The organism is Enterobacter cloacae complex sp. P16RS2, assembly GCF_014982155.1.
GTDB classification, from domain to species: domain Bacteria; phylum Pseudomonadota; class Gammaproteobacteria; order Enterobacterales; family Enterobacteriaceae; genus Enterobacter; species Enterobacter cloacae_M.
On sequence record NZ_JADCKW010000005.1, the window covers coordinates 105,499 to 117,955 of the forward strand.

Genomic DNA, 12,457 nt, shown 5'->3' on the forward strand with positions numbered 1-12,457 from the left:
ATGACAGTGATAGCGGGACGTCATCTGGTGGCGGTGACCGCGTGCGTCAGTGGCGTCGCACATACCTATATGGCTGCCGAACGGCTGGAAAAGCTCTGCCAGCAGGAGAAGTGGAGCGTTAACATTGAGACGCAGGGAGCGCTGGGCGTTGAGAGTGAGCTTACGGAAGAGGACATCCGGCGTGCTGATGTCGTATTGCTCATTACTGATATCGAACTGGCGGGCAGTGAACGTTTTGAGCATACGCGCTACGTAAAGTGCGGTATTAACGCCTTTTTACGTGACCCACAAAAGGTGATGGGCGCGGTGCGTAAAATGCTATCCGCTCCGCAGCAAACTCAGATCATTCTGGACTAGCACCCTTCCCGGTGAGCTGGCTGTGATACTGGCGACGGTATTCTGACGGCGAACGCTCCGTGTTCTTGCGAAATAACCGACAGAAATAGTTGCTGTCGACAAATCCGCAGGCATGCGCCACCTCTTTCACTTTTAAATCATACCCTTTCAACAGCTGGCGCGCGTGTTCCAGCCGGGTATGCGTCAGGTATTCATTAAAACCCACTGCGCCCGTTTTCTGGAACAGATGCGACAGGTAGTTTGGAGAGATATAAAACGCCTGCGCGACGGATTCCCGGGTAAGGGGAGTGGCGTAGTGTTCGTCAATATAGACCCGAATCGCTTCAAACAGAGCCTGACTGCGGGAGGCGGTTTGGATCTGACTCCCCAGAAGGTCCACGCAGTGGCTAAGCAGGCTGGCGATAATCAGCCTCGCGGTTTGCTGCTCATGCGGTTGCATCTGGATTTCATGGAGCGTCTGTAAGAGTAGCGATCCAATACGCGGACCGCGGCGGGCAACGTGCTGCTTTGCCAGATTTCGAACGTCTTCACCGTCCCAATGCAAAAGGCTAAACCCAAGCTGCTGTTTGCCAAACAGGATACTCAGCGTGGTTGCGGGTGCTTGCCAATGTGGATTATTCCAGCCGCCAGCCGGGACGTATAAAACATCCCCCTGCTTTAAAACGCAGCCAGCCTGGTCTTTCATTGAACCTTCGATCGCGATCTCCAGACGTGGAAAATCGACCTGCAGGGCAAGTTCGGGGGCGGGGATCGCTGGGTTCGCAAAATGCACCTGACGCAGCGGCGTTGTGCCGTTGATCAGGTCAGTCAGGATGTGGGTAATCTCGTGGTGCATGGTGTGGATACCAGGGTATTGCTGGGCGGCGCTAACGCTTACCCGGCCTACGTATCGTAGGCCCGTGCAAGCGTAGCGCCGCCGGGCGTAAAGCATTAGCCGGTGTTACGCATACCTGCCGCAACGCCCGCAATCGTCACCATCAGCGCCTGTTCAACGCGCGGATCCGGCTCTTTCCCTTCTTCTTCTGCCAGACGTGAACGGTGCAGCAGCTCTGCCTGCAGGACGTTCAGCGGGTCGGTGTAGATGTTACGCAGCTGAATAGACTCGGCAATCCACGGCAGGTCCGCCATCAGATGTGAGTCGTTGGCGATGTCCAGTACCACTTTGATGTCGCCTTCCAGCAGTTCGCGCAGCTCTTTACCGAGCGCCCACAGCTCTGGTTTCACCAGACGCTGGTCGTAGTATTCCGCCAGCCACAGGTCAGCTTTCGAGAAGACCATCTCCAGCATGCCCAGACGGGTAGAGAAGAACGGCCAGTCGCGGCACATGGTTTCCAGTTCGTTCTGTTTACCGTCTTCCACCACTTTTTGCAGTGCGGCACCGGCACCCAGCCAGGCGGGCAGCATCAAACGGTTCTGCGTCCAGGCGAAGATCCACGGGATCGCGCGCAGAGACTCTACGCCACCGGTCGGGCGACGCTTCGCAGGACGTGAGCCCAGCGGCAGTTTACCCAGCTCCTGCTCAGGCGTGGCCGAGCGGAAGTAAGGAACGAAATCTTTGTTTTCACGCACGTAGCCGCGGTACAGATCGCAGGAGATATCAGACAGCTCGTCCATGATATGGCACCAGGATGCTTTCGGCTCCGGCGGCGGCAGCAGGTTTGCTTCCAGGATCGCGCTGGTGTAGAGCGACAGGCTGCTGATGGTCACTTCCGGCAGACCGTACTTGAAGCGGATCATCTCGCCCTGCTCGGTGACGCGCAGGCCGCCTTTGAGGCTTCCCGGCGGCTGCGACAGCAGCGCTGCGTGTGCAGGCGCGCCGCCACGGCCAATCGAGCCACCGCGTCCGTGGAACAGGGTCAGCTCAATACCGGCTTTCTCGCAGGTTTTGATCAGTGCGTCCTGCGCCTGATACTGCGCCCAGGATGCCGCCATCACGCCCGCATCTTTCGCGGAGTCGGAATAGCCAATCATCACCATCTGTTTGCCCTGAATAAAGCCGCGGTACCAGTCGATATTCAGCAGCTGGGTCATGACGTCGTTGGCGTTGTTCAGGTCGTCGAGGGTCTCAAACAGCGGGGCGACCGGCAGAGCGTAGTCGATTCCCGCTTCTTTCAGCAGAAGGTGAACGCCCAGTACATCTGACGGGGTCTTCGCCATGGAGATCACATAGGCGGCCACCGATCCTTTCGGCGCGTCCACGATCGCTTTACAGGTGTTGAGTACTTCGCGGGTTTCGTTGCTTGGCTCCCAGTTGCGCGGCAGCAGAGGGCGCTTCGAGTTCAGCTCGCGGATCAGGAAGGCCTGTTTGTCGGCTTCGGACCAGCTTTCATAGTCGCCGATGCCGAGATAGCGGGTCAGCTCGCCCAGCGCTTCGGTATGACGGGTACTTTCCTGACGTACGTCGATACGCACCAGCGGCACGCCAAAACACTTCACGCGGCGCAGGGTGTCGAGCAGTTCGCCGTTAGCGATGATGCCCATCCCGCAGGCCTGCAGTGATTTATAACAGGCATACAGCGGCTCCCAGAGCTGTTCGTTCTGGCTGAGCAGACCCTCTGGTTTTGGCAGGCGCTGACCTTTCAGACGCGCTTCCAGCCAGGCCTGAGTGGCCATCAGCTGACCACGCAGTTTCTTCATCAGGAAACGGTACGGCTCGCTGGCGCCTTCTTCGCCGGCGAGCGCGCGCAGTTCCGGCGTGGCTTCCACCATCGACAGCTCGGAGATCAGTACCTGAATGTCTTTCAGGAACAGATCGGTCGCTTTCCAGCGGCTCAGGAGCAGGACGTGACGGGTGATTTCCGCGGTCACGTTCGGGTTGCCGTCGCGGTCGCCGCCCATCCAGGAGGTGAAGCGGACCGGAACAAAGTCGACCGGCAGGCGGTAGCCGAGGTTCTCTTCCAGCTGTTCGTTCAGCTCGCGCAGGTAGTTAGGCACCCCTTCCCACAGGCTGTTTTCCACCACCGCAAATCCCCATTTCGCTTCGTCGACCGGGCTTGGACGATGCTTACGAATTTCATCGGTGTGCCAGGACTGGGCAATCAGCTGGCGCAGACGGCGCATCAGCTGGTTGCGTTCGTAGTCGGCAATGTCTTTGTTATCCAACTGCTTCAGACAGTTGTTCACTTCCACCATTTTGTGGATCAGGGTGCGACGGGTAATTTCAGTGGGGTGTGCGGTCAGCACCAGCTCCAGCGAAAGCGACTCCACCGCTTTTTTGATGGTGGCTTCGTTGAGGTCTGGCTGGTCTTTCAGTTTACGCAGGGTGCGGGCAATGACTTCCGGGTTGCTTGCCGCTTCGCCATTTGGCGAAATGCTGTGGTATTGCTCAGCGGTGTTAGCCAGGTTCAGGAACTGGCTGAATGCGCGTGCAACGGGCAGCAGCTCATCGTTTGAGAGGTTCTGCAAGGTGGTGAGCAGCTCCTGACGACTGGCCTCGTTACCGGCACGGGAAGATTTAGACAGCTTGCGGATGGTTTCAACGCGGTCGAGAATGTTCTCCCCCAACGCGTCTTTGATGGTATCTCCAAGCACTTTGCCGAGCATACTGACATTACTACGCAACGCGGAATATTGTTCGTTCATAAAAACCCAGTCACCCCATCATTTTTGTTTATGCCCAGGCGAAAATTTTCTGGACATTATTTTGTCATCTCCCCTTATAAAGCCACGTAAAACCCCCGTCGTCAATTGCTGCGAAAACGGTTCAGCAAACGAATAAATGAGGGCAATTTACGAAATTTAATTCCCATTGCGTCAGATAAGAGATGCTTATGAGAATGTACCGGGGAAAAGGGGTAAACACGAAAAATGGCAGCTTCGGTTGCCATTTTGCTTTTATCTGCGGGGTTTTTTACGCAAAAAAAAAAAGCGGACCACGGGGTCCGCAAAAGTTCACGTTGGCTTTAGTTGTTCGAGTTTTGAGAGAAACTCGCTGACGGAGCGGGGACGTCAAGGGTCAAACACGTGCCGCCTCGTCTATGTGGTGTATTATTCAACAGAATGCTTGATAGGGATAATCGTTCGTTGCTATGCTATCTATCGCCATGAACTATCGTGGCGACGGAGGATGAATAATGAATATTCGTGATCTTGAATACCTGGTAGCGTTAGCCGAGCATCGTCACTTTCGCCGCGCGGCAGACTCCTGCCACGTCAGCCAGCCCACGCTGAGCGGTCAGATCCGCAAGCTGGAAGACGAGCTGGGCGTGATGCTGCTGGAGCGCACCAGTCGTAAGGTTCTGTTCACACAGGCAGGTCTGCTGCTGGTGGATCAGGCGCGCACCGTGCTGCGCGAGGTCAAAGTGCTCAAGGAAATGGCAAGCCAGCAGGGGGAGGCGATGTCCGGCCCGCTGCATATTGGCCTGATCCCAACCGTTGGCCCGTACCTGTTGCCGCACATCATTCCGATGCTGCACCAGACGTTCCCGAAACTCGAAATGTACCTGCATGAAGCGCAGACCCATCAGCTGCTGGCGCAGTTAGACAGCGGCAAGCTCGACTGCGCCATTCTGGCGCTGGTGAAAGAGAGTGAAGCCTTTATTGAAGTGCCGCTGTTCGATGAGCCGATGATGCTGGCGATCTATGAAGATCACCCGTGGGCGAACCGCGATCGCGTACCGATGGCCGATCTGGCCGGTGAAAAGCTGCTGATGCTGGAAGATGGCCACTGCCTGCGCGATCAGGCGATGGGCTTTTGCTTTGAAGCGGGTGCGGATGAAGATACCCATTTCCGCGCAACCAGCCTGGAAACGCTGCGTAATATGGTCGCGGCGGGAAGCGGTATTACGCTGCTGCCTGCGCTGGCCGTGCCGCGCGAGCGTAAACGTGATGGCGTGGTTTATCTGCCGTGCATTAAGCCGGAGCCGCGTCGCACTATCGGCCTGGTGTATCGTCCGGGTTCACCGCTGCGCAGCCGCTATGAGCAGCTGGCAGAGGCCATCCGTGGTTCGATGGATGGCCATTTCGACAGCGCGTTAAAACAGGCGGTTTAAGCCGTTCAGCGCAGCTACCCGATAGGCTTCCGCCATGGTCGGGTAGTTAAAGGTGGTGTTAACGAAGTACTCAATGGTGTTACCACCGCCTTTCTGCTCCATTATCGCCTGGCCGATATGAATGATTTCCGCCGCGCGTTCACCAAAGCAGTGAATGCCGAGGATCTCTTTGGTCTCGCGATGGAACAAGATCTTCAGCGTTCCCACGCTCATCCCCACGATTTGCGCCCGCGCCAGATGTTTAAACTGGGCGCGTCCCACCTCGTAAGGCACCTTCATTGACGTCAGCTGCTGCTCGGTTTTCCCGACAGAACTGATTTCCGGGATGGTATAGATGCCCGTCGGAATATCTTCGATCAGGTGCGCCGTCGCTTCGCCTTTTACCAGCGCCTGTGCGGCAATGCGTCCCTGATCGTAAGCGGCTGAGGCCAGGCTTGGGTAGCCAATCACGTCGCCGACCGCGTAAACGTGTGGCAGGGCGGTCTGATACATGCTGTTGACCTTCAGCTGACCGCGACTGTCGGTTTCAAGCCCGATATTTTCCAGCTGCAGTGAATCGGTGTTGCCGGTACGACCGTTGGCGTACAGCAGGCAGTCTGCTTTCAGCTTCTTACCTGACTTCAGGTGCATGATCACCCCGTCGTCACAGCCCTCAATCTTCTCGTACTCTTCGTTGTGGCGAATCACCACGCCGCTGTTCCAGAAGTGGTAGGAGAGGGAGTCCGACATCTCCTGATCGAGGAACGCCAGGAGGCGGTCACGGGTGTTGATCAGGTCAACTTTGACGTCCATTCCACGGAAGATCGACGCATATTCGCAACCAATGACCCCTGCGCCATAGATAATGACGTGGCGAGGCTCATGGTGCAGGCTCAGAATCGAGTCGCTGTCGTAGACGCGCGGGTGCGAGAAGTCCACGTCGGCGGGATGGTAAGGGCGTGAGCCGCAGGCGATAACAAATTTTTCAGCCGTGATGGTTTCAACCGAACCGTCGTGGCATTCGAGTGCCAGGGTGTGTTCATCCACAAAATGCGCGTTGCCCTGCAAAATTTCACAGTGGTTACGCTCATAAAATCCCTGACGCATGCGTGTTTGCTGGTTAATAACGGTATCCGCGTGATTCAGGATGTCAGCAAAGGATGAACGAAGAAGTCGGGAGTGGTCGCTGTAAAGAGGGTTCTGGTTAAATTCGATAATGCGGCTAACGGCGTGGCGGAGGGCTTTCGAAGGGATGGTGCCCCAGTGGGTGCAACCGCCGCCGACATTATGGTAGCGCTCGATGACCGCTACTCTGGCTCCCTGTTTCACCAGACCCATAGCAGCACCTTCGCCGCCGGGGCCGGAACCAATAACTATTGCGTCGTAATCGTAGGAATGTGGCATGGTAAGGCTTACCTGTTCTTATACATAAAAGCAACAGAATCATAACATCATTGCCAGGGTAACCCAATTATCGTTGTGCTTTTTTCGGGCAGTGGAGCACAAACCGCACGTAAACAATCATTCACAAAGCCAGGCAAACAGATTAATTTTATTCTCTGGTATAGTGCCATCAGGCCTTTGGAAGGATTCAACTATCGTGATGGGCGTAAGAGCACAACAAAAAGAGAAAACCCGGCGTTCGCTGGTGGAAGCCGCATTCAGTCAACTGAGTGCTGAGCGAAGTTTTGCCAGTTTGAGCCTGCGCGAAGTCGCACGCGAGGCCGGGATTGCGCCAACGTCCTTCTATCGTCATTTCCGTGATGTGGATGAACTGGGCCTGACCATGGTCGACGAGAGCGGTCTGATGCTGCGCCAGCTGATGCGCCAGGCGCGTCAGCGTATCGCCAAAGGGGGCAGCGTGATCCGCACCTCCGTATCGACCTTTATGGAATTTATCGGCAATAACCCCAACGCGTTTCGTCTGCTTCTGCGCGAGCGTTCGGGCACATCGGCGGCGTTTCGTGCCGCCGTCGCGCGTGAAATCCAGCATTTCATCGCGGAACTTGCCGACTATCTTGAACTCGAAAACCATATGCCGCGCGCGTTTACTGAAGCACAGGCCGAGGCGATGGTGACGATTGTTTTCAGCGCGGGTGCCGAAGCGCTGGATGTCAGCATTGAACAACGCAAGCAGCTCGAAGAGCGGCTGGTATTGCAGCTCAGGATGATCTCCAAAGGCGCGTACTACTGGTATCGCCGTGAACAAGAGAAACTGGCACATCAAACCGAAGAGTGAAGGTGAGTAATGAAACAGTCAGGTCAGGATAAAGGGACGCTGTTGCTGGCATTGATCGCTGGCTTATCCATTAATGGTACGTTTGCCGCTATTTTTAGCTCAATCGTGCCGTTTTCGATTTTCCCGCTTATTGCGCTGGTGCTGACGGTTTACTGCCTGCATCAACGTTACCTGAACCGCACCATGCCGGTGGGGTTACCGGGGCTGGCCGCTGCCTGCTTTATTCTGGGCGTATTGCTGTATAGCACGGTGGTTCGCGCGGAATATCCGGATATCGGCTCTAACTTCTTCCCTGCCGTACTGTCTGTGGCGCTGGTGTTCTGGATTGGCTCCCGCATGCGTAGCCGTAAGAGCCAGTTATCAGAGTAAAGGGTTTCGTCATTGTAGGCCGGATAAGCGAAGCGCCATCCGGCTTTTTTGGCAGGTGGCGCTTCGCTTACCTGCCCTACAAGCCCCACATTACTTCGCCGTGAGCAGTACGCCGCACTCCATATGGTGCGTATACGGGAACTGATCGAACAGCGCCAGACGTTCAACCTTGTGCGTCTGGCCTAATGTTTCGAGGTTCTTGCACAGCGTCTCCGGGTTACAGGAGATGTACAAAATACGCGGGTACGCCTGCACCATCTTCTCGGTTTCGCTGTCCAGGCCACTGCGCGGCGGGTCGACAAAAATCGTCTCACACTGGTAGCTCTTGAGATCGATCCCTTCCAGGCGGTTAAACTGGCGTACGCCGTTCATGGCCTGCGTGAACTCTTCTGCGGCCATACGAATGATCTGCACGTTGTCGATATGGTTGGCGGCAATGTTGTACTGCGCGGCTACCACCGACGGCTTTGCGATTTCCGTTGCCAGCACGCGATCGAAGTTACGCGCCAGCGCCAGCGAGAAGTTGCCGTTACCGCAGTAGAGCTCAAGCAGATCGCCCGTTGACCCTTCCGTCGCCTTCAGCGCCCACTCCAGCATCTGCACGTTCATCGCAGCGTTCGGCTGGGTGAAGCTGTTCTCGACCTGACGATACACCATCTCTTTACCTGCCACCGGCAGGCGCTCGTCGATGTAGTCCTGATCCAGCATGATTTTGGTTTTGGTCGCGCGGCCAATCAGGTGAACGTTGATGTTCTGCGCGCGCAGCGCATCGCGCAGCGCTTCTGCCTGCTCGCGCCACTCGTCGTTAAGCGCTTTGTGATACAGCAGAGAGACAATCGCCTGATTGCTTTGCGTGGTCAGGTAGTCAATCTGGAACAGCTTGTTACGCAGTACCGGATTGTTGCGCACGCCGTCCATTATCAACGTCATCAACTGGTTAATGAGCTCGCTCGCCGCCGGAAAACTGTCCACGCGGATACGGGATTTCGTCTGCTGATCGAAAATGATGTGGTACAGGTCGTCGCCGTCGTGCCAGATGCGGAACTCGGCGCGCATGCGGTAGTGGCTGACGGGAGAGCGGAACACCTCGGGAACGGGCGCGTTGAAAGGCGTCATCATACTTTGCAGGCGGACGACTTTCTCTGCCAGCTGCGCGTCGTACTGTTCTGTCGGGAGGTGTTCTGGGGTCATGATGCGTCCTGAGTGATAAAGAATTACGCGGGGATTGTAGGCATTGTTCAGGGGATGTCCAGATTTAATGGGCAATAGCTGTCTGGACATCTATACGTGTCTAATTGTAGCATTCTGTTTCCGGTCTCTTGAGAGTGAAAAGGGAATCCAGTGTAAATCTGGAGCTGACGCGCAGCGGTAAAGTCTGGCGGGATGAGCGTTGTAGACACTGTGAAAATGGGAAGTCTTCATCCTTATATAGCCACCTAGCCCGAAGACCTGCCGGGATCACGTCGCATTTGGTTTCATCATCGCGTGCTATCGATGAGGCCTGCGGCATCCTTCTTATATTGTGGATGCTTTAACAATGATTAAAAAAGTATCGCTGTTGACGGCGTTGTCCGTCACGGCATTTTCGGGCTGGGCGCAGGATAGCGCCGACTCGTTGGTGGTGACGGCAAATCGTTTTGAACAACCTGAAAAAACTATTCTGGCTGCAACCTCCGTTGTTACGCGTGCCGATATTGACCGTTGGCAATCAACCTCAGTCCTGGATGTTATGCGTCGCCTGCCCGGCGTGGATACGGCGCAAAGTGGCGGGATGGGGCAACTCTCTTCTCTCTTTATACGCGGCACCAACTCCAGCCACGTCCTGATCCTTGTTGATGGGATCCGCCTTAACCAGGCGGGCGTCACGGGGTCATCCGATCTCAGCCAGTTCCCGATCTCCCTGGTGCAGCGTATCGAATATGTTCGTGGACCGCGTTCGGCGGTATACGGCTCGGACGCGATCGGCGGAGTCGTAAACATTATTACCACTCGCGCGAAGGACGGTACCACGCTGAATGCAGGTGCAGGGTCGCATGGTTACCAGAATTATGGCGGCAGTACTCAGCAAACATTGGGCGACAGCACGCGCGTCACGCTTGCGGGTGATTACACCTATACCAAAGGGTTTGATGTGGTTGCGGACGGCAACAATGGTGGCCTTGCCCAGACCGATCGCGACGGCTTTATGAATAAAACGCTCTATGGTGCACTGGATCACGCATTCTCGGAGCAGTGGAGCGGATTTGTTCGCGGCTTTGGCTACAGCAACCGTACTGCCTACGACGGTTACTACAGCTCATTTACCCCCGATGTACTGGTCGATACCCGCCAGCTCTATAGTCAGACCTGGGATGCTGGATTGCGCTTCAACGATGACATCTTCCATTCACAGCTGCTCACCAGCTATAGCCACAGCAAGGACTATAACTACGACCCAAATTTGGGCCGCTACGATTCGACAGCCACCCTGGATGAAATCAAACAGTACAACGTCCAGTGGCTGAATTCCGTTGATGTTGGCCATGGAAACATTGGCGCGGGCGTTGACTGGCAGAAGCAGAGCACCGAGCCGGGTACAAACTACGTGACCAACGGCTACGACCTGCGCAACACCGGCGTTTACCTGACCGGGCTGCAGCAGTTTGGTGACTTCACTCTGGAAGGAGCGGTTCGCAGCGATGACAACTCTCAGTTCGGCCGCCATGGCACCTGGCAAAGTAGTGCGGCCTGGGAGTTCGTGGAGGGTTACCGCTTCGTTGCTTCTTATGGTACGGCCTATAAGGCTCCGAATCTGGGACAACTCTATGGTTTCTATGGCAATGACCATCTTGATCCAGAAGAGAGCAAGCAGTGGGAAGGTGCGTTTGAAGGCCTGACGGCGGGCGTGAGCTGGCGCGTATCCGGCTACCGTAATGACGTCGATAATCTCATCGACTTCGATAATAACCTTCAGCAATATTACAACGTCGGTAAAGCGCGCATTAAAGGTGTGGAAGCGACAGCATCGTTTGATACGGGCCCGTTGACGCATACTGTAGGCTACGACTATGTGGATGCCCGCAATGCCGCAACCAACGAACTTCTGGACCGTCGTGCTAAACAGCAGGTGAAATATCAGCTCGACACGCAGATCTATGATTTCGACTGGAGCCTGACTTATCACTATCTCGGTACGCGTTACGACACTGACTTTGGTGCTTATCCGTCTGAGAAAGTAAAAATGGGTGGTGTCAGCCTCTGGGATGTCGCAGTTTCGTATCCTGTCACCTCACATCTCACAGTTCGTGGTAAAATAGCCAACCTGTTCGATAAAGATTACGAGACAGTTTATGGCTACCAAACTGCAGGACGGGAATACACCTTGTCTGGCAGCTACACCTTCTAATCCGCGTCCCACCGTGCTGGTATTTGATTCCGGCGTCGGTGGGCTTTCGGTCTATGATGAGATTCGGCATCTCCTGCCGGATCTCCATTACATCTACGCCTTCGATAACGTCGCTTTCCCGTATGGGGAAAAGAGCGAAGATTTTATTGTTGAGCGTGTGGTTGAAATCGTCACCGCGGTACAAAAGCGCTATCCCCTTGCGCTGGCCGTCATCGCCTGTAATACGGCGAGCACCGTTTCTCTTCCCGCCCTGCGTGAAAAATTCCAGTTCCCGGTTGTGGGCGTTGTTCCTGCGATAAAGCCTGCCGCGCGCCTGACGGCGAATGGCATTGTGGGTTTGCTGGCAACGCGAGGCACGGTAAAGCGTCCTTATACCCGCGAGCTGATCGACCGTTTTGCCAACGAATGCCAGATTGCGATGCTGGGTTCGGCTGAGCTGGTGGAGATGGCTGAAGCGAAGCTGCATGGAAAAGCGGTATCACTCGACGAGCTGCGTCGTATTCTTCGTCCGTGGCTGCGGATGCCCGAACCTCCGGATACCGTTGTGCTGGGCTGCACCCACTTCCCGCTATTACAGGAAGAGCTATTAGAGGTGTTGCCGGAGGGGACGCGCCTGGTGGATTCCGGTGCGGCTATCGCCCGTCGTACGGCCTGGCTGCTGGAGCATGAAGCGCCGGATGCGAAATCGTCGGACGCGAATATCGCGTTTTGTATGGCCATAACGAAAGAGACTGACCAACTTTTACCCGTTTTACGCCGTTATGGCTTTGAAACGCTCGAAAAACTGGCGCTGTAGCACGGTTTTGAGCAAAAAAGAGACGGTTGAAAGTTTTTTTTAAAAGAGGGGTTGTCAACGTCTGAGAACTCCCTATAATGCGCCTCCACTGACACGGAACAACGGCTTACAGGCCGCCGGGTTAGCGGGGTTCAGAGATGAACGCCGACAGAGAAAAGCAAAAATAATCGCTTGACTCTGAATGAGGAAAACGTAATATACGGGACCTCGCAACGGTGAGCGAAAGCCGCGTTGCACTGCTCTTTAACAATTTATCAGACAATCTGTGTGGGCACTCAAAGTGACATGGATTAATAATATATTATTAAAATAAATGAATACAAAGTCTCTGAGTGAACATA

At 55.3% G+C, this 12,457-nt stretch carries 10 protein-coding genes and 1 riboswitch; of the genes, 6 read left to right on the plus strand and 4 right to left on the minus strand.

Features of this window, described 5'->3' with window-relative positions; translation table 11 throughout:
* Window positions 1-357, plus strand: coding sequence for a PTS fructose-like transporter subunit IIB (locus INF68_RS02130; protein WP_023309667.1), 357 nt, complete (start codon window positions 1-3; stop codon window positions 355-357).
* On the opposite strand, the gene INF68_RS02135 is transcribed toward INF68_RS02130, so the two are convergent.
* The gene (locus INF68_RS02135; RefSeq protein ID WP_126786974.1) at window positions 344-1,192 is read right to left on the minus strand and encodes an AraC family transcriptional regulator; all 849 of its coding nucleotides are present in this window, start codon (window positions 1,190-1,192) and stop codon (window positions 344-346) included. The genes INF68_RS02130 and INF68_RS02135 overlap by 14 nt on opposite strands.
* Window positions 1,193-1,287: 95 nt before the next feature.
* Window positions 1,288-3,939 (minus strand): phosphoenolpyruvate carboxylase, encoded by a 2,652-nt coding sequence (gene ppc, locus INF68_RS02140; protein WP_023309665.1) that lies wholly within the window; start codon window positions 3,937-3,939, stop codon window positions 1,288-1,290.
* 491 nt (window positions 3,940-4,430) lie between these two features.
* Here ppc and oxyR point away from each other — a divergent pair, with 491 nt between their 5' ends.
* Window positions 4,431-5,348, plus strand: coding sequence for a DNA-binding transcriptional regulator OxyR (oxyR, locus tag INF68_RS02145; RefSeq protein ID WP_023309664.1), 918 nt, complete (start codon window positions 4,431-4,433; stop codon window positions 5,346-5,348).
* Here the strand turns inward: oxyR and sthA are convergent.
* Window positions 5,331-6,731 (minus strand): Si-specific NAD(P)(+) transhydrogenase, encoded by a 1,401-nt coding sequence (gene sthA / locus INF68_RS02150; protein ID WP_008501785.1) that lies wholly within the window; start codon window positions 6,729-6,731, stop codon window positions 5,331-5,333. The two genes, oxyR and sthA, sit on opposite strands and share 18 nt — an antisense overlap.
* A 196-nt stretch (window positions 6,732-6,927) precedes the next feature.
* On the opposite strand from sthA, the gene fabR reads away from it, so the two are divergent.
* Both fabR and INF68_RS02160 read left to right on the plus strand, forming a co-directional pair.
* Complete coding sequence (gene fabR / locus INF68_RS02155; RefSeq protein WP_008501784.1) at window positions 6,928-7,566, plus strand: HTH-type transcriptional repressor FabR; 639 nt, start codon at window positions 6,928-6,930, stop codon at window positions 7,564-7,566.
* Between the two features lie 9 nt (window positions 7,567-7,575).
* A complete protein-coding gene (locus INF68_RS02160; RefSeq protein WP_045355521.1) occupies window positions 7,576-7,935 on the plus strand; it encodes a YijD family membrane protein in 360 nt (119 codons plus the stop codon).
* Between the two features lie 90 nt (window positions 7,936-8,025).
* On the opposite strand, the gene trmA is transcribed toward INF68_RS02160, so the two are convergent.
* Window positions 8,026-9,126: a tRNA (uridine(54)-C5)-methyltransferase TrmA gene (gene trmA, locus INF68_RS02165; RefSeq protein WP_126786972.1), complete on the minus strand. Its 1,101-nt coding sequence runs from the start codon at window positions 9,124-9,126 to the stop codon at window positions 8,026-8,028.
* A gap of 104 nt (window positions 9,127-9,230) precedes the next feature.
* A riboswitch (cobalamin riboswitch) is annotated at window positions 9,231-9,407 on the plus strand.
* 65 nt (window positions 9,408-9,472) lie between these two features.
* Between trmA and btuB the strand changes: the two genes are divergently transcribed.
* Both btuB and murI read left to right on the plus strand, forming a co-directional pair.
* Window positions 9,473-11,320 carry a TonB-dependent vitamin B12 receptor BtuB gene (gene btuB / locus INF68_RS02170; protein ID WP_126786971.1) on the plus strand — a complete coding sequence of 616 codons (1,848 nt, stop codon included), beginning with the start codon at window positions 9,473-9,475 and terminating at the stop codon, window positions 11,318-11,320.
* A complete protein-coding gene (gene murI / locus INF68_RS02175) occupies window positions 11,265-12,116 on the plus strand; it encodes a glutamate racemase (protein WP_109846411.1) in 852 nt (283 codons plus the stop codon). The genes btuB and murI overlap by 56 nt, the downstream gene beginning before the upstream one ends.
* The last annotated feature ends 341 nt before the right edge of the window (window positions 12,117-12,457 follow it).